This window comes from Pseudomonas sp. PS01298, assembly GCF_029959745.1.
Classification (GTDB): Bacteria; Pseudomonadota; Gammaproteobacteria; order Pseudomonadales; family Pseudomonadaceae; genus Aquipseudomonas; species Aquipseudomonas aylmerensis.
Map to the genome: position 1 here is coordinate 1 of NZ_JASCPP010000113.1, position 18,934 is coordinate 18,934.

An 18,934-nucleotide genomic window follows, 5' to 3' on the forward strand; every position below is an offset into this window, starting at 1 on the left:
TTTTCAATGTGGGAGCTGGCTTGCCTGCGATAGCGGTGGCCCCGACAACCGTGATGCGGGCAGTGCCGACGCCATCGCAGGCAAGCCAGCTCCCACAGAAAAGCAGATCAGTGGCGCAACCTATATTTTCGGCTGCAGCAACAACGCCACCAACGCACTCCACCCCGTCTGGTGCGACGCCCCCAACCCACGCCCGGTTTCGCCATGGAAATACTCATGGAACAACACCAGGTCGCGACTGGCCGGGTCTGCTTCCAATTGCGCATAGCCCGCCATCGACGGGCGCAGGCCATCTTCATCGCGCAAAAACAATCGCGTGAGACGTTGGCTGAGGCTGTCGGCCACTTCTTCAAGGGACGCCAGATAACCGCTGCCCGTCGGGTACTCCACCGAGAAGTTATCCGCGTAGTAGCGGTGAAATTCGCGCAGCGATTCGATCAGCATGTAGTTCACCGGCATCCACAGCGGCCCGCGCCAGTTGGAGTTGCCGCCGTACAGGCGCGAATCGGATTCGCCAGGCTGGTAGCGCGCGCACAAGGTGTCGCCATTCATCTTCAGCCCCAGCGGCTGCTCGGCGAAGGCCTTGGACAAGGAGCGCACACCAAACGCCGAGAGAAACTCGTTGTCATCGAGCATGCGCCGCAGCAAGTCCTTGGTGCGCTCGCCCCGCAACAAGGCCAGCAACAGGCGATTGCCCTGCCCCGGTTCGTTCCAGCGCGACACCAGCTTGGCCAGGTCCGGCCGGTGGTGCATGAAGCCCAGCAGGCGCTCGCGCAGACCTTCAAGGCCCTCATGTTCGCGCTGCTCCAGTACCAGCACCGCGAACAACGGCATCAGGCCGACAATCGAACGCAGGCGTACCGGCTCGCTCTGGCCATCGGGACGGTGCAGCACGTCGTAGAAAAACCGGTCCTGCTCGTCCCACAGTCCTTCGGCGCTGTCATCGACCCGGTTGATCGCGCCGGCGATATAGAGGAAATGCTCGAAGAACTTCACCGCGATATCGACATAGACGACGTTGCGCTTGGCCAGCTCCAGCCCGATGCGCATCAGGTCCAGTGCGTACGCCGCGACCCACGCCGTACCGTCGGCCTGGTCCAGTTGATAGCCCGGCGGCAACGCGGCCGAGCGGTCGAACAAGGCGATATTGTCCAGGCCGAGGAAACCGCCCTGGAACAGGTTGCGCCCCTCGGCGTCCTTGCGGTTGACCCACCAGGAAAAATTCAGCAGCAGCTTGTGGAAGATTCGCTCGAGGAAATCCATATCGCCGACGCCGGTCAGCGCCTTGTCCTGCTGATACACACGCCAACTGGCCCAGGCATGCACCGGCGGGTTGGCATCATCGAACCGCCACTCATAGGCCGGCAGCTGGCCGTTGGGGTGCATGAACCGGTCTTTGACCAGCAGCAGCAATTGTTGCTTGGCATACCCGGGATCAATCAGCGCAAAGGCCACGGCCTGGAAGCCCTGGTCCCAGGAGGCGTACCACGGGTACTCCCAGGTGTCAGGCATGGAGAGGATGTCGAAGTTGGACAGGTGCCGCCAATGGGTATTGCGAAAATGCAGGCGTTCGGGCGGCGGCGCAGGTTGGGCCGGGTCTCCGTCAAGCCACTGGTTCACATCAAAATAGTACAGCTGCTTGGACCACAGCAATCCGGCCAGCGCCTGGCGCTGCACATTGCGCGCGTCGTCATCGGCGATGCCGTGCTGCAAGGCGGCGTAGAACTCATCCGCCTCCAGGCGGCGCAAGTCGAACAGCTTGCGCGCATTGACCTCGGGCGCGTCCGTCGGGGCAAAACGCAGGTACAGGGTTTTATGCTCAAGGCCTGCGAGTTCGAGGCTAAACCGCGCGGCGACCTTGGTGCCGGCGTCGCGGCGAATCGCCGTGGCAACGCCGTCCACCACGTAATCGTTGATGCCATCCTTGAACGGCCCCGGCGTCGGTTGTCCGTCGAGCTTGGGAAAGTTGGTCTGGTTTTCGCAGAATAGCCATTCCACCCCCTCCTGGCCCCAGGCGCTGAGATGGCGATCGTCGAGTTCGTGATGCCGGGCCAGCACCCGATCAGTGTCCAGCGTCAACGCTGGCTTGGGCGCGTCGAAGGTCCAGCTCCAGTCATTGCGCGCCCACAGTTGCGGCAATACCTGCAAGCGCGTTGGCTGTTCGGAGCGGTTGTGGACGGTGACGCGCATGAAGATGTCGTCGGGCGCGTGCTTGGCGTATTCGACGCTGATGTCGCAGTAACGGTTGTCTTCAAACACGCCGGTATCGAGGATTTCATACTCTGCATCGTCCAACCCGCGGCGCCCGTTCTCGGCGGTCAGGTCAGCGTAGGGAAAGGCTGCGTGCGGGTATTTGTAGAGCATGCGCATGTAGGCATGGCTCGGTACGCCATCGACGAAAAAGTACAGTTCCTTGACGTCTTCACCGTGGTTGCCTTCGGCGTTATTCAGGCCGAACAGGCGTTCCTTGAGGATCGTGTCGCGCTCGTTCCACAAGGCCAGGCCCAGGCACCAGCGTTGCGCCTTGTCACTGAAACCGGCAAGCCCATCCTCGCCCCAGCGGTAGGCGCGGCTGCGTGCATGTTCATGGGGGAAATAGGTCCAGGCATCGCCATCGGCGCTGTAGTCTTCGCGCACCGTGCCCCATTGGCGTTCGCTCAGATAGGGGCCCCACTCGCGCCAACGTTCGGCATCCGGCGTCGCCAGGCGTTGGCCTTCAATCGTGTCCAGTATTCGGGTGTTGGGTGTGGCCGTCATTGGGTCCTCCATCGCCTACCAGGTGAGGAGCAGTGTAGAACCCAATGACGCCCGGGTGCACATGAAGACTTAGAAGATCGCGTACGTGTAGTTGAAGATCAGGCGTGTCTGGTCCTGGTCGGCGGTGCCGGTGTTTTTGCCGTGGTAGGTACCGGTACGGAAGGTGGTACCGAAGCCTTTCAGAGGACCGGCCTGCACAACGTAGTCCAGGCGGAAGTCGGTTTCGTTTTCTTTCTGGTCCGGACCACCGGCCACCTTCGACTTGATGTCCGAGCCGTCCAGGTACGCCACGGACGCCTTCAGGCCCGGTACGTAAGCCTTGAAGTCATACGAGTACTGACCGAAGTTGACCTGCTCGCCGGCTCGGGAGAACTGGCCGACCACGGCGTCGGTGAACAGGTAGAAGTCGCTGCCGCCGGCGCCTTGCGCGTGCGGGTCGGCGATGCTGCCCTGGTTGACCCAGACAAAACCGCCATCGTCACCCACACCAATGTGGCCCAGCATCAGGCTGCTGCCGCCCAACTGGTAGGTGAAGGCGGCACTGTAGGTTTTGTTGTCGACTTCGTTGGCGTGCTTGGCGTAACCGCCGTTGTTGTTGAACTGGTAGCCGCTCTCGCCGTTCTTGCCGTCGCTGGTGCTGTCGAAGTAGCGCAGGTCAGTCTTGAACGACTGGTCATTGCCCAGCGGCAGCACGTGGACCAGGCCGAAGTAGTTCTGTTTGTAGAAGTCTTGCAGTTGGGCGTAGTAGTACTGCAACGTCAGGTTTTTCGCGACGACGTTGTCGGAAGAACCAAACGGTTTGTAGTCCAGCCCACCGAACTTGAAGCTGTCGCTGTCGCGCTGGCCACCGGCAACGCTCAAGCCTGTGGAGTTGCTGGAGGCACGGCCTTCGGCGCGGTTCAATTCACCACCGGTGAACGTCACGTTGGGAATGTCGCTGGAGGTGAGGATGCCGCCGTCAAAGGTCTGCGGTGCCACGCGGCTGTCGTTGGAGACCAGGATCGGCAACACCGGCGCCAAGCCACCCCCGACGTGCAACTCGGTCTGGGAAATGCGGAACTTCACGTTACCCGCCGCACGACCAAAGGAATCGGCCGGCTCGGTGCCGTTGTTCTTGGTCGGGAAGAAACTGTTGCCGTTACCCGACAGGCCAGGGCCCGCGGTGTGGCCATCGCCGCCGTCCAGGCGCAGCGCGCCAAAGGCCATGACGTCGAAACCGACACCCAGGGTGCCTTGGGTGTAGCCGGATTTATAGTCGAAGCGCAGCAATGTCGCGGCTTCGCGCAGATCGTTGTTGGTCCCCGAGCGGTTATCCGCGCTGTAGTACATGGTCCGCGAACTGACAGCGGCGTGGCTGTCTTCGAGAAAGCCGCTGTGACCGTTGCCCGTGCCCAGCGAACCGAGCCCGAAATCATCAGCCAATGCGTGTTGTGCAAGAACGGCGGCGGTGATGGATAACGCCAGTGTAGAAATTTTCATTAACGACGGCCCCTAAACATATTTTTATGTGTGCGATGTGCGAAACGACGTTTTCATCCTTGCAAACGTGACGATTCTTTCATGGCGGATGGGGCTGACTCCGTGAAGAATTAGTTAGGAAAGGCTCGGAAAAATGAAATTTCCAGCCGGCCGTTTTTTGTCATATTCGCGTCATCTCATTCATTTGCAGAATGAAGTCCAGAGGAATCTTCGTTTGCAACCTCACCTGCAGCTCAACAAAATCCAGCGAACGGTCACCTTCATCGGCAAAGCCATCAGGAATTTTTCTATGCACACCAGCGCACATGTCAGCCCCGACGAGATCCGCAAGGGCTTTTCCAAGGCCATGTCCGATATGTACCGAGATGAAGTTCCGTTGTATGGGGCGCTGATGGAGCTGGTGGCCGAGACCAATACCCGCGTATTCGAGCGCGAACCGGCCCTGGCGCAACAGCTGCAGCGCACCGGGGAAATCCAGCGCCTGGACCAGGAGCGTCACGGCGCCATCCGCCTGGGCACTGCTGCGGAGCTGGCGACCATCAGCCGCCTGTTTGCGGTGATGGGCATGCAACCGGTGGGCTACTACGACCTGACGCCCGCCGGCGTGCCGGTGCATTCCACGGCGTTTCGCGCGGTACATGAAAGCGCGCTGCAAACCAGCCCGTTTCGCGTATTCACCTCGCTGCTGCGCCTGGAGCTGATCGAAAGTCCTGAGCTGCGCGCCTTCGCCGAAGCGGCCCTGGCCAAGCGGGCGATCTTTACCCCCGGCGCCCTCGCGCTGATCGAACAAGCGGAGCAGGACGGCGGCCTCGACGCCAACGATGCGGAGGCCTTCATCCGCCAGGCCCTGGAGACCTTTCGCTGGCACCACACCGCCACCGTCACCGCCGCACAGTACCAGCAACTCAGCGACCAGCACCGCCTGATCGCCGACGTAGTGGCCTTCAAGGGCCCGCACATCAACCACCTGACCCCGCGCACGCTGGACATCGACCAGGTGCAGGCCGCCATGCCCGGCAAGGGCATCACGCCCAAGGCCGTGATCGAAGGCCCACCCCGCCGTCGTTGCCCGATCCTGCTGCGCCAGACCAGCTTCAAGGCCCTCGACGAACCCATCGCCTTCACCGACGCCCAAGGCAGCCACAGCGCGCGCTTCGGTGAAATCGAACAACGCGGCGTCGCGCTCACCCCCAAGGGCCGTGCGCTGTACGACCAACTGCTGAACGCCGCCCGCGACGAACTCGGCGCTTTCCCCAATGAGGGCAACGCCGCACGCTATATGCAATTGATGGAGCAACACTTCCAGGCCTTCCCGGATGACCACGCGCAGATGCGCGAACACGACCTGGCGTACTTCCGCTACTTCGCCACGGACAAGGGCCTGGCGGCACGCGGCCAAGCCGATCAGCCGCGTACGCTGCCAGCGCTGATCGCGGCCGGTCATGTGGACGTGGAACCGTTGGTGTATGAGGATTTCCTGCCAGTGAGTGCGGCGGGGATATTTCAGTCAAACCTGGGGGACGCGGCGCAGAGCCACTACGCAGCCAATTCGAACAAGGCCGAGTTCGAGAAGGCGCTGGGGCGCCAGACAATCGATGAATTGCAGCTGTACGGCGAGACGCAGCAGCGCTCTATCGATGAGTGCACCCGCGCGCTGCTGGGGTAAAAAGACCGAGTACCCACCCGGCTCACCAGCGCCGTCCTGGCGCCGCAACAGTCCCCAGAGCCGGGTGGGCGGTCGGCATCATAAGCAGCGAAGTGGAAGATGTCCCTCAGACAATTCTGAACAAAAATTACCGTTTCGTTGCAAGCGCACGGCTTATCCCAGCCGCCCCACGATCTCATCTTTGACCAACAAGCGTTTCTTCTTCAGCTTCTCCACGTCCTCATCGCTGGCACTGGCAGACTCCGCCTTCAGCACCGCGGCGTCGGCTGCGTCGTATTGACTGAACAGCGAGTCCAGGCGTTTGTCGCTGGCCCTGCGTTCGTGAACGACTTCCTTGGTAAAACCCAAGTCCTGGTATAGGTCGTGTTTCACTGGCATGGCGTACCTCCGCAAGTTGATCAATGGCTACAGCCTTGAAGCTAGCCCATTCCAAGGGGTCTTGTCATGTCCGGGGTCAAACCATCCCCGTTCGTCGCAACGCCGGCGATGCGATCAAACCTTTGCCGTGCCCTGCCCTCCACTGTAGATCGCACCCTGAGGGAGACCGGTTTCATGACTCACGCTGCCACTGCTGTCGACACCCAATGCATCAATACTATTCGCACCCTGGCCATGGACGCTGTGCAGAAGGCCAATTCCGGCCATCCGGGGACGCCCATGGGCCTGGCGCCGGTGGGATACACATTGTGGAGCCGCTTCCTGCGCTACCACCCGGACCATCCCGACTGGCCCAACCGCGACCGCTTCGTGCTGTCGGTGGGGCATGCGTCGATGCTGCTGTACTCGCTGTTGCACCTGGCCGGCGTGGTCGAGATCGATGCGCATGGCAAGCGCTCGGGGCAACCGGCGATCAGCCTGGACGACATCAAGCAGTTCCGGCAAATGAGCTCCAAGACCCCGGGCCATCCCGAGTACCGCATGACCACCGGCGTGGAAACCACCACCGGCCCCCTCGGCCAGGGCTGCGCCAACAGTGTCGGCATGGCCATGGCCGAACGCTGGCTGGGTCAACGCTTCAACCGCGATGGCAAGGTGCTGTTCGACTACAACGTCTACACCCTGTGCGGTGACGGCGACATGATGGAAGGCATCAGCAGCGAAGCCGCCTCGATGGCCGGGCACTTGAAGCTGGATAACCTGTGCTGGATCTACGACAACAACACCATCAGCATCGAAGGCCATACCGAACTGGCCTTCAGCGAAAACGTGATCAAGCGCTTCCAGGCCTATGGCTGGTACACCTTGCACGTGACCGACGCAAATGACTTGCAGGCCCTGAGCACCGCCCTGGAGACCTTCAAGGCCAACACCGGCGCCCCGACCCTGATCGTGGTCGACAGCGTGATCGGCTACGGCTCGCCCCACAAGCACAACACTGCCGCCGCGCACGGCGAGCCGTTGGGCGACGAGGAAATCCGCCTGACCAAGGCCGCGTACGGCTGGCCGCAGGATTCCAGTTTCCTGGTGCCCGATGAAGCGCGCACAGTGCTGCGTGATGTGCTGCTGGAGCGCAGCCGGCCACTGTATGACGCCTGGAAGCAGCACCTGACGCACCTGGAGCAATATGAACCGGAGCTGGCCGATGAACTGCAGCGCATGCGCGCCGGTGAAATGCCCGAGCATTGGCAGGACGGCTTGCCCAGCTTCGACACCGATGCCAAGGGAGTAGCCAGCCGCGCCGCCGGTGGTGAAGTGCTGAACGCGTTTGCCCAGCAGATCCCATGGTTGCTCGGCGGCTCGGCAGACTTGTCGCCCTCGACCAAGACCAACCTCACCTTCGACGGTGCCGGGCGTTTCAGCGCCGACGACTACAGCGGGCGCAACCTGCATTTCGGCATCCGCGAGCATGCGATGGGCGCGATTGCCAATGGCATGGCGCTGTCTTACCTGCGGCCGTACACCTCGACGTTCCTGGTGTTCAGCGACTACATGAAACCGCCGATCCGCCTGGCGGCGATCATGGAGCTTCCGGTGGTGTTCGTATTCACCCACGACTCGATTGGCGTCGGCGAGGACGGGCCGACGCACCAGCCAATCGAGCATTTGACCCAACTGCGCGCCACACCGGGGTTGCTCACCCTGCGCCCAGGCGACGCGAATGAAACCCTCGAACTGTGGAAAGTCGCCCTGGCACAAACCCATCGTCCGAGTTGCGTGGTGTTGTCGCGCCAGCCGTTGCCGACGCTGGATCGGTCAAAGTACGCACCCGCATCCGGAGCGGCCAAGGGCGCGTATGTGCTGGCCGGGGCTGAGCAGCCTAAAGTCCTGCTGTTGGCGACGGGTAGCGAAGTCAGCCTGGCGGTGGCAGCCTATGAGCAGCTCAAGGCTGAGGGGATCGCCGCGCAAGTGGTCTCGATGCCGAGCTGGGAACTGTTTGAAGAGCAGGACCAGGCCTACCGCGACAGTGTATTGCCGCCCGCCGTGAAAGCACGCGTGGTGGTCGAACAGGCAGGCCCGCTGGGTTGGGACCGCTATGTCGGCCAGACCGGCGCCAAGGTGGTGATGAACAGCTTCGGCGCGTCGGCGCCGTTGGCGAAGCTGCAGGAGAAGTTCGGCTTTACCGTGGAGAATGTGGTGAAGCAGGCCAAGCAACAGATCCAGCAAGCCTGACACGGAAGGCGCCCGGCTTGCCGGGCGCCTACAGGGGGTCAGAGCTCCTTGGCGAGGAAGGCGGCGGTGCGGCTTTTCTTGCTTTTCGCGACCTTCTGCGGCGTGCCACTGGCAACCACCTTGCCGCCCAAATCCCCGGCCCCGGGCCCGATATCAATCACCCAGTCACTCTGGGCCACCACGCGCATTTCATGCTCCACCACGACCACCGTATGCCCCGCGTCCACCAGATGGTTCAACTGGCTGAGCAGGCGGTCGACATCCCGTGGGTGCAAGCCGGTTGTCGGCTCATCCAGCACATATAACGTGGCGCCGCGCGCATTGCGTTGCAGCTCGGTGGCTAGCTTGATGCGCTGCGCTTCACCCCCCGACAGCTCGGTCGCCGGCTGGCCCAGGCGCAGGTAGCCCAGGCCGATATCGCGCAGTACTTGCAATGAGCGCAGTACGCCAGGCTCCTCGGCAAACACCTCTACCGCCTGTTCCACCGTGAGCCCCAGCACCTGGGCGATGCTCAGGCCTTGCCATTGGATCGCCAGGGTCTCGGGGTTGTAGCGCGCGCCGTGGCAGGTCGGGCATGGCGCATACACGCTGGGCATGAACAGCAATTCAACGCTGACAAAACCCTCGCCTTCGCAGTTCGGGCAACGGCCCTTGGCGACATTGAAGGAGAACTGCCCGGCATCGTAATGGCGTTTCTTCGCCGCCGGGGTGGCCGCGAACAGTTTGCGCACGTGGTCGAACAATCCGGTGTAGGTCGCCAGGTTGGAACGCGGCGTGCGGCCGATGGGTTTCTGGTCGACCTGCACCAGGCGGCGGATCTGCTCCAGCCCGGCACTGATGCGCCCGCCGCTGGTTTGCGGTGCATCGTCTTCCAGGCTGGGTTCCTCGTCGGTTTCCACCCGGCTGCCGAGGCCGCCACTTACCAGCTCCAGCAACGCCTGGCTGACCAGGCTGGATTTGCCCGAGCCGGAGATGCCCGTCACCGCCGTGAAGCAGCCCAACGGAAACTCCACCGCCAGGTCCTTGAGGTTATTGCGCGTCACGCCTTCCAGCTGCAACCAGCCGCTGGGCTGGCGTTGCGCTGCGCTCGACGGGCGCCGTGCGGCGAACAGGTAGTCACGGGTCTGCGAGGCCTCGACCTTGGCCAAACCCGCCGGTGGCCCGCTATACAGTACGTGGCCGCCATGCTCGCCAGCCGCCGGGCCGACGTCGATCAGCCAGTCGGCGCGGCGCATGGTTTCCAGGTCGTGTTCCACCACAAACAGCGAATTCCCCGCCGCTTTCAAGCGATCCAGCGCAGTGAACAGTGCTTCGCCATCCGCCGGGTGCAAGCCCGCCGAGGGCTCGTCCAGCACATAAATCACACCGAACAACTGCGAGCCCAATTGCGTGGCCAGGCGCAGGCGCTGCAACTCGCCGGACGACAACGTCGGCGTGCTGCGCTCCAGGGACAGGTAACCCAGCCCCAAGTCGGTCAAGGTACTCACGCGTTCGAGCAAATCCTGGGCAATGCGCTGGGCGGCCAGGCGCTTTTCCACCGACAGCTTCATCGTGTCCTGCCCCGCCGCTATCGGGCGCAGCACTTCGGCCAGCTGGGTCAGCGAACGTTGCGACAATTCCCCGATATCCAGCCCGGCAAACTTCACCGACAGCGCGGCCTTGGTCAGGCGCTTGCCCTCGCACAGCGGGCAGGCGCTGCCCTGCATGAATTGCGACACGCGTTTTTTCATCAGCGCGCTTTGGGTGTGGGTGAAAGTGTGCAGGATATAGCGCCGCGCGCCACTGAACGTGCCCTGGTAACTCGGCTCCAGTTTGCGTTTCAACGCCTCGCGGGTCTGCTGTGGGGTGAAGCCGGCGTACACCGGCACGGTCGGGGTTTCTTCGGTAAAGAGGATCCAGTCGCGCTGCTTTTTCGGCAGGTCGCGCCATGGAATGTCGACGTCATAGCCGAGGGTCACCAGGATGTCGCGCAGGTTCTGGCCCTGCCACGCCAGCGGCCACGACGCCACGGCGCGCTGGCGGATGGTCAACGAAGGGTCCGGCACCATCAGCGCCTCGGTTACCTCGTACACCCGACCCAGGCCATGGCATTGCGGGCACGCGCCCTGCGGCAGATTCGGTGAGAAATCCTCGGCATACAGCATCGCCTGGCCCGCCGGATAGCTGCCGGCGCGCGAGTACAGCATGCGGATCAGGCTCGACAAGGTCGTGACGCTGCCCACCGAGGACCGCGCGCTCGGCGTGCCGCGCTGCTGTTGCAGGGCCACGGCCGGAGGCAGGCCTTCGATGGAGTCCACATCCGGCACGCCGACCTGATCGATCAGTCGCCGCGCATACGGCGCCACCGATTCGAAATAACGCCGCTGGGCCTCGGCATACACCGTGGAAAACGCCAGCGACGACTTGCCCGAGCCGGACACGCCGGTGAACACCACCAAGGCATCGCGCGGGATGTCCACATCGACGTTCTGCAGGTTGTGTTCGCGGGCGCCGCGCACCCGGACGAAGCCTGGTCGCTGGGCAGTGAGGGCGGGGATGTCGCGCTGTGAAGTCATGGTCAACCTTATCGAGCGGTGAGCACGCTGCGCACCCGTTGCGCCAGGGCTTCGGGGCTGTAGGGCTTGCTCAGCAGATGAATGTCGGGGCTCAGCAGGTGATTCCCGGAAAGAATGTCGCGGGTGTGCCCGGAGGTGAACAGCACCGCGATCGGTGGCTCCTGGGCGCGCGCCCAGTTGGCCAGGTCGGTGCTCTTGACCCGGCCGGGCATCACGACATCGGTGAAGATCAGCTCGGGCAGCACGCCGGACTGCAGCAGGTGCATCGCCTGGTCGCCGTCTTCGGCGGTGAGCACGGTGTAGCCCGCCTGCTCGAGCAGCTCGACGACCGTCACGCGCACGTCTTCGTTGTCTTCGACCACCAGCACCGTCTCATGCCCGTTGGCCGGCAGCACCGGTTCGGCGTGGGTGTCCTGGCTCTCTTCACCCAGGTTGCGCGGGAAATACATCTGCACCACGGTGCCCTTGCCCTCTTCGCTCCACACGTCGACATGCCCGCCGCTCTGGCGCACGAAGCCGAACACCATGCTCAAGCCAAGGCCGGTGCCGTGGCCACTACGCTTGGTGGTGAAGAACGGTTCGAACACTCGCGCCAGGATCGCCGGCGGCATGCCCACGCCGATATCCGTGACCGCCAGGCGCACATACTCACCCGGCTTGATGCTTTTACCCACGCACTCGGCAGGGTTGAGAATGATATTTTCGCCGGTGATGCGAATCACGCCCTCGCCCTGCATGGCGTCACGGGCATTGATCGCCAGGTTGAGCAGCGCGTTTTCCAACTGGTTGCGGTCGACATTGATGCACCAGGAATCCTGGGGCAATTGCACGTCGATATGGATGGTTTCGCCCAGCGCGCGCTGCAGCAGCTCGCCCAGGCCTGCGTAGATGCGCTGCGGGTTGTACACCGCCGGTGACAACGGTTGGCGCCGCGCGAAGGCGAGCAGTTGCGAGGACAGCTTGGCGCCCCGCTCCACCGCCGCAATAGCCGCCGTGACGCGGCGCTGTACCTGGGGATTGTCCGGCTCATGACGGGCCAGCAGGTGCAGGTTGCCGGCGATCACTTGCAAAAGGTTGTTGAAGTCGTGGGCGACGCCGCCGGTCAGCCCGCCGATGGCTTCGAGCTTTTGCGCTTGGCGCAGTTGCTCTTCGGCGGCGGAACGCGCCTGCACTTCGGCGGCGACGCGTTGCTCCAGGTTATGCGTGAGTTCCTGGCGCACTCGTTCGGATTTCACGTGCTCGGTGGTCTCGTTCACGATCACCAGGACCCCGGCAGGTTGCTGGTGGTCATCGGCGATGGGGCTGTAGGTGAGGTCCATCCAGACCTCTTCCGGCACGCCGTTACGCAGCAACTCCAACGGAAAATTGCGGTAGGACAAAGTGCCGCCCGCCAGGCACGTATCCAGCACATGCCGGTTGAAATCGGCGACCTCAGGCCAGCCCAGTTCCACCGCCGTGCCCAGCAGGTAGGGATGCCGGCCGCCGGCAAACACCGAATAGCTGTCGTTGTAAATCATGTAGCCCGCCGCCCCCCACAGCATCACCATCGGCATGGGCGAGGCCAGCAGCATCTGCACGCTGCTGCTCAGGCTGCAGGGCCATTTCTCAATCGGCCCAAGCTCGGTCGAAGACCAGTCGAAGGCGCGGATCCGCTGGGCCATTTCACCGCCCCAACCTTCACAACCGTGGGTATTGGATAAAAACTGCATGGTGGGCTCTTGGCGAACGGATGGGTGAATGGGTGGGGCGATAGCCGTGATAAAACCTTGGAGCCCGGCAGCCGTGAAACGTTTCATTGCATATAACGTATCCGCAGCGGCGGCGGCAACTCCCCTCAGTGAAAATCCCGACTCCGCACCGTGATCCCCTCCAGCAGCGGCGTCAGGTCGGTCAGGCGCCCGGCAATCAGGTGCCGGACCTCGCCCACCGCTTCCCAGCGCCCGTCCACCTTGAGCAGCCGCGAGCCCACCAGGGCCTGGCGCTGGCGCTCGGCCAGGTCGCGCCAGACCACCACATTGAGGTTGCCGAACTCATCTTCCAGGGTGACGAACGTGACGCCGCTGGCGGTGCCAGGACGCTGGCGACCGGTGACCAGCCCGGCGATGCTGACGTTGCGCCCATGCTCCACCGCAAGCAATTCCTGCGAGCTGCGGCAGCGTCGTCTGCGCAGCTCCGCGCGCAGCAGCGCCAAGGGATGCGGCCCGAGAGTCGTGCCGACGGTGGCGTAATCGGCGTGCAGGTCCTCACCCACCGTGGGTGCAGGCAGCTCCACCTGCGCCTCGTCGGGGCTCGGCAAACCGGCGAACAACCCCAACTGTTTATGCACCCCGGCCACGTCCCAGCGCGCCTTGTGCCGATTGCCGGCCAGGGCGCGCAAGGCCCCGGAATCCGCCAGCAAGGCCTGGGCGCGGGGATCCAGCCCGGCGCGTTCGTCCAGGTCGGCGATGTCACTGAAGGCCCGACGCTGGCGCGCCGCCTCGATGCGCCGCGCATCCTCTTCGCGAAACCCCGAGATCATGCGCAAGCCCAGGCGAATCGCCGGCTGTTCGCCGTCGCTCGGCTCCAGGCTGCAATCCCAGTCACTGGCCTGCACGTCCACCGCACGGACCTGCAAGCGATGGCGTCGCGCGTCCTGCAGGATCTGGTCCGGGCTGTAGAAACCCATCGGCCAGCTGTTGATCAGCGCGCAGGCGAAGGCCGCCGGCTCATGGCATTTGAGCCAGCAACTGGCGTAGGTCAGCAAGGCGAAACTGGCCGCATGGGACTCGGGAAAGCCATAGCTGCCAAAGCCCTTGATCTGCTCGAAAATCTGCGCGGCAAACGCCTCGCTGTAGCCATTCTTGAGCATGCCGGTACGCAGGCGCTGCTGATGCGGTTCCAGGCCGCCGTGGCGTTTCCAGGCGGCCATCGAACGGCGCAGCTGGTCGGCCTCGCCGGGGCCGTAGTCGGCGGCGACCATGGCAATCTGCATCACCTGCTCCTGGAACAACGGGATGCCCAGGGTGCGTTTGAGCACCGCTTCCAGCTGCGGCGACGGGTAGGTTTCCGGCTCTTCCTTGTTCCGCCGCCGCAGGTACGGATGCACCATGCCGCCCTGGATCGGCCCCGGCCGCACAATCGCGACTTCGATCACCAGGTCATAAAAGGTCTTTGGCTTGAGCCTTGGCAACATCGACATCTGCGCCCGCGACTCGATCTGGAACACGCCGATGGTGTCGGCCTTGCTGATCATCGCGTAGGTGGCCGGGTCTTCCTTGGGGATCGTCGCCAGGGCCAGGTCGCGATTGCGATGACGGCGCAGCAGATCGAAACAGCGGCGGATCGCGCTGAGCATGCCCAGCGCCAGGATATCCACCTTGAGCAGGCCGACGGCGTCGAGGTCGTCCTTGTCCCACTGGATGATGGTGCGCTCGGCCATGGCGGCGTTTTCCACCGGCACCAGGGTGTCCAGCGGGTACTCGGAAATCACGAAGCCGCCAGGGTGCTGGGACAAGTGCCGGGGGAAGCCGATCAGTTGCTGCGTGAGGGTGAGCACGCGGCGCAGGATCGGGCTGTGCGGGTCGAAACCACCTTCGCGCAGGCGTTCCAGTGGCGGTGCATCATCGCTCCAGCGCCCGCAGCATTCGGCCAGGGCGTTGATCTGGTCCGGCGGCAAGCCCAGGGCCTTGGCCACATCGCGCACCGCGCCGGCCGCGTGGTAACTGCTGACCACCGCCGTCAGCGCCGCGCGGGTGCGACCGTAGCGCTGGAACACGTACTGCAGCACTTCTTCGCGGCGTTCGTGTTCGAAGTCGACGTCGATGTCCGGCGGCTCGTTGCGCTCCTTGGACAGGAAACGCTCGAACAGCATGTCGGTCAGGCTCGGGTCGATCTCGGTGATGCCCAGGGCAAAACACACCGCCGAGTTGGCCGCCGATCCCCGGCCCTGGCACAGGATCGAACGGCTGCGGGCGAAGCGCACGATGTCGTGCACCGTGAGGAAGTAACTTTCGTAGCCCAGGTCGCTGATCAATTGCAGCTCGTGATTGATCTGCTGCAAGGTCTTGGCGTCCACCCCGTGCGGCCAGCGCTGGGCGATGCCTTCTTCGGTCACGCTGCGCAACCAGGACCTGGCGTCATGGCCCTCGGGCACCAGCTCGCGCGGGTAGTGATAGCGCAGCTGGCTCAAGTCAAAAGTGCAGCGACGCGCGATGTTCAGGGTTTCATCGCGCAGCGCTGGCGGGTACAGCGCGGCAAGGGCACCGAGGCTGCGCAAATGCCGCTCGCCGTTGGGGTGCAGGCGCGTGCCGGCTTCGGCCACCGGCACGTGATGGCGGATGGCGGTCATGGTGTCCTGCAGGGCGCGGCGACCGCGCGCATGCATGTGCACATCGCCGCAGGCCACTGCCGGGATCTGCAGGCTGGCAGCCAGTTGCAGGCGCTGCTCCAAGTGGCGTGCATCGTCCTGGCCGCAGTGCAGGTGCACCGCCAGCCACAGGCGCTCGGCAAAGGTGCGGCGCAGCCATTGGACCGAGGCCTGGGTGTCCTGGTCGTCGGCGACCCACAGCGCCAGCAGGCCGGGCAGCGGTTGTTCGAAGTCTTCCAGCAGCAGTCGGTACTGGCCCTTTTCGGCCCGGCGCCGCGCCAGGGTTATCAGCCGGCACAGGTGCTGGTAGCCGTTGAGGTCTTCCACCAGCAACACCAGTTTCGGGCCGTTCTCGATGCGCATCTCGCTGCCGATGATCAGCGGCAACTCCACCGCCTTGGCCGCCTGCCAGGCGCGCACGATGCCCGACAAGGTGCACTCGTCGGTAATCGCCAGGGCGCTGTAGCCCTCGCGCTTGGCCCGCTCGAACAACTCCAGCGCACTGGAAGCACCGCGCTGGAAGCTGAAGTTGGACAGGCAATGCAGCTCGGCGTAACTCATGCGAACCAGCCTTGCAGCCACAACCCATCGCTTTGTCCCACGGTGCGATAGGCCCAGCCTTGCTGGCCGGCACGGGTCTGGATCAGGTAGTAGTCGCGGCGAATATCGGCGCCATCCCACCAGCCGGACTCGATGCGTTCCGGGCCCATCAGGATGTGCACCGCCTGCTCAGCCAGCAGCGTCGGTTCGTTGAGCAGCCAGCCGGGGCGTTGCACCTTGCTCAAGGTCGGGCATGCGCGACTGTCAGCCGCTGCTTGCCAGGCGCACTCGGGGCGATGATCGGCGTGAAAACGCAGGCCTTGCACCGCGTCATCCCCCAGGCGCGCACGCAAGCGCTCGCGCAGTTGCTCCCACGGCAAGGTCTGCTGCGGACGGTCATCGAACAGGTCCTGGCGTTGCGGGACGAAGACCGGCAAGTCCTGGGCCACCAGGCGAAAACCGCGCACCGGTGACGTCACTTGCACCTGCTCCAGGCGCCCGCGGGCCAGCTCGAAGAGCATCGCCGGCTCGCGCTCGGCACTCAGCAGGCCGACCTTGATCACACTGTCGGGCGCCTGGGCATGTTCCAGGTGCAGGTCGAAGCGCTGCACGCCACTGTCGCGGCCGCAGAGGAAGGCGGACAGGTCGCCGGTCAAGCGGCGCAATGGAAACAGCAAGGCCTGGTGGGATTGCACGTCGAAATTCAACTCGATGCGCACATCGAACTGGTCCGGCGGCTGATAGAACGCCAGCGCCAAGGGCCGCTGCCCGCTCAACGCATCCAGGTGCTTGAGCAGGCTGGCGTCAAAGCGCCGCGCCAGGGTATGCCGGGGCAGCGCCTGCACCTGGGCCAGGCTGCGCAGGCCCATGCGCGACAAGGCAGTGGCCGCCGCAGGGTCGAAGCCGGCGCGGTCGATGGGCAGCGGCGCCAGGGCCTGCATCAAGCCCTCATCGTTGACGGCCAGGCCATCGTAGATATTCGCCAGCACCCGCGCCGCCGCCGGGTTGGGCGCAGCGACGATACGGTGGCGAAAACCCAGCTCGGTCAGTTCCGTGCGCAAGCGTGCCTCGAACTGCGCCCACGGCCCGAACAGCCCCAGGCTCGACTCGATCTCGAACAGCAAGGCGCGTGGGTAATACACACTGACCTGGGAGCTGAAGCGGTAGGCCCAGGCGGCGAGGAACTGTTGCCAACGTTCTATTTCAGCCGGGTCGTATTCGGCGCAAGTGAAGGTCTTGGCCAGTGCATGCGCGGCCGTCAGGGATTGGCCGGGGCGCAGGCCCAAGGCTCGCGCAGCGTCATTGACGGCTTGCAGCACGCGACGCTGCGGCGTGCCGGCCAGCAGCGCCAGCGGTTGATCCGGTTCGGGATACAGGCGCTGGACTCCGTCCAGCGCCAATTGCGGGAAGACAATACACACCCAGCGCATGGCAACCTCAGTGCCCCGCCAGTGCAATCGGTGCCGGGTGGGCCAGGCCGCCCCGGCATTTGAGTACCCGCACCTGCGCCGGCCTGGCTTCGACGACCAGGCGCAAGGCGGCGGGCGAGGCGTTGACCGCCTCACTCAAGGCACGCCAGGCAAATGCCAGGGTCTGCCCGGTTTCCGCCGCCACCTGCAAGCGGCGCAGCGCGCGATCATCGGCCTTGCGCGGCCAGCACAGCACCGCGCCGCAACTGCCGGAGCGCAGGCATTGCTCCACGGCCCACAGGGCATCGCGCTCCTCGGCCTGGATCACCGAGAGCTGACGCAAATCCACTCCGGCGTTCTGCCAGGCATGCGGATACGGCGTGTAAGGCGGCGCCACCAACACAATGCGCTCGCCCGCCGCCGACAGCCGCGCCAGGGTCGGCAGCACCAGCTGCAGCTCGCCTACACCTTCCTTGGCCATGAGGATTTCGCTCAAGGCCGACTCCGGCCAGCCGCCCGTCGGCAACACCGCATCCAACGCCGCCAGCCCGGTGGGCTGCACGCTGGCCGGAGGCGCAGCAGGTCGGCCCTTCCAGACACGGCCGCCATTGAACAGCGTATCCAACGCAACCACGGCGCCCATCAGCCTTGCCTCACCAGGCCGCAAAACACCCCTTCGATGGCCAGGTCCTGATCGGGCCCGACCACGATGGGTTGATACGCAGGATTGCGCGGTAGCAAGCGTACATGCTCGCCGTGACGTTCGAAGCGCTTGATGGTGACTTCGCCGTCCAGGCGCGCCACCACAATCTGCCCATTCAAGGCCTCGGCACTGCGCCGTACGCCCACCAGGTCACCGTCGAGAATGCCATCCTCGATCATCGAGTCGCCCTGCACCCGCAACAGATAGTCCGGGGTTTTCGCGAAGGTGGCGGGGTCGAGTTGCAGGCGGCTGTGCACGTCGGCATCGGCACCGATGGGCGAGCCCGCGGCGACTCGGCCGAGGACCGGGATGTCCAGCCACTCGGGGCGTGCCGGTTGGTTGAGCAGGCGAATACCACGGGCCTGGTTGGGGTTGACCTCGATAAAGCCGGCTTCGGTCAGGGCCAGCACATGTTTACGCGCCACGCTGCGAGAGGCGAAGCCAAACGCCTCGGCGATCTCGGCGAGGCTCGGAGGCTGGCCTTGCTGCGCGATACGGTCGCGGATAAAGGTCAGGATGGCAGTACGGCGGGGAGTGAGAGTCGTCATGGAGTACATTTGTACTCCTGTGGGAATTTTCTGACAATAGCCGCCAGTCTGAAGGTGGGTTTGCTCGCGAAGGCGCCGGATCAGCCACCGTCTGCAGCGACTGACCCACCGCTTTCGCGAGCAAGCCCGCTCCCACAGTTTTGATCGCTGTTCGGGTTGGAATTCGGGGTGCTGCACCGGCATTTGAGCAGGCGACACAACCCGGCTCTAACCTTGGAATACACCCCAAATGTGGGAGCGGGCTTGCTCGCGAAGGCGCCAGACCAGCCACCCTCTCCAGCAACTGACCCACCGCTTTCGCGAGCAACCCCGCTCCCACAGT

Annotated in this window: 11 protein-coding genes; 2 read left to right on the forward strand and 9 right to left on the reverse strand. The window is 64.2% G+C overall.

Features of this window, described 5'->3' with window-relative positions:
* Positions 1-120: 120 nt before the first annotated feature.
* Positions 121-2,757, reverse strand: coding sequence for a glucosidase (locus tag QMX97_RS26940; protein WP_282397905.1), 2,637 nt, complete (start codon positions 2,755-2,757; stop codon positions 121-123).
* Positions 2,758-2,826: 69 nt separating this feature from the next.
* A complete protein-coding gene (locus QMX97_RS26945) occupies positions 2,827-4,236 on the reverse strand; it encodes an OprD family outer membrane porin (protein WP_065907705.1) in 1,410 nt (469 codons plus the stop codon).
* A gap of 289 nt (positions 4,237-4,525) precedes the next feature.
* Between QMX97_RS26945 and QMX97_RS26950 the strand changes: the two genes are divergently transcribed.
* Positions 4,526-5,902 carry a VOC family protein gene (locus QMX97_RS26950; RefSeq protein ID WP_282397906.1) on the forward strand — a complete coding sequence of 459 codons (1,377 nt, stop codon included), beginning with the start codon at positions 4,526-4,528 and terminating at the stop codon, positions 5,900-5,902.
* A gap of 153 nt (positions 5,903-6,055) precedes the next feature.
* On the opposite strand, the gene QMX97_RS26955 is transcribed toward QMX97_RS26950, so the two are convergent.
* A complete protein-coding gene (locus tag QMX97_RS26955; RefSeq protein ID WP_065907703.1) occupies positions 6,056-6,280 on the reverse strand; it encodes a DUF465 domain-containing protein in 225 nt (74 codons plus the stop codon).
* A gap of 174 nt (positions 6,281-6,454) precedes the next feature.
* Here QMX97_RS26955 and tkt point away from each other — a divergent pair, with 174 nt between their 5' ends.
* Positions 6,455-8,512 carry a transketolase gene (tkt, locus tag QMX97_RS26960; RefSeq protein ID WP_282397907.1) on the forward strand — a complete coding sequence of 686 codons (2,058 nt, stop codon included), beginning with the start codon at positions 6,455-6,457 and terminating at the stop codon, positions 8,510-8,512.
* Positions 8,513-8,550: 38 nt separating this feature from the next.
* Here tkt and uvrA read toward each other — a convergent pair whose 3' ends face one another.
* From uvrA to lexA, 6 genes are all read right to left on the reverse strand, one after another.
* Complete coding sequence (uvrA, locus tag QMX97_RS26965) at positions 8,551-11,067, reverse strand: excinuclease ABC subunit UvrA (protein ID WP_282397908.1); 2,517 nt, start codon at positions 11,065-11,067, stop codon at positions 8,551-8,553.
* Between the two features lie 8 nt (positions 11,068-11,075).
* A complete protein-coding gene (locus QMX97_RS26970; protein WP_282397909.1) occupies positions 11,076-12,776 on the reverse strand; it encodes an ATP-binding protein in 1,701 nt (566 codons plus the stop codon).
* Between the two features lie 125 nt (positions 12,777-12,901).
* On the reverse strand, positions 12,902-15,994 hold the full coding sequence (locus QMX97_RS26975; RefSeq protein ID WP_282397910.1) for an error-prone DNA polymerase: 3,093 nt from the start codon (positions 15,992-15,994) through the stop codon (positions 12,902-12,904).
* Entirely contained in the window at positions 15,970-17,382 is a 1,413-nt protein-coding gene (locus QMX97_RS26980) for a DNA polymerase Y family protein (protein ID WP_282397911.1), read from the reverse strand. Before QMX97_RS26980 ends, QMX97_RS26975 begins: the two co-directional genes overlap by 25 nt.
* Before the next feature lie 7 nt (positions 17,383-17,389).
* The gene (gene imuA, locus QMX97_RS26985) at positions 17,390-18,004 is read right to left on the reverse strand and encodes a translesion DNA synthesis-associated protein ImuA (protein ID WP_065907693.1); all 615 of its coding nucleotides are present in this window, start codon (positions 18,002-18,004) and stop codon (positions 17,390-17,392) included.
* The gene (gene lexA / locus QMX97_RS26990; RefSeq protein WP_213554380.1) at positions 18,004-18,621 is read right to left on the reverse strand and encodes a transcriptional repressor LexA; all 618 of its coding nucleotides are present in this window, start codon (positions 18,619-18,621) and stop codon (positions 18,004-18,006) included. Before lexA ends, imuA begins: the two co-directional genes overlap by 1 nt.
* Positions 18,622-18,934: the final 313 nt, after the last annotated feature.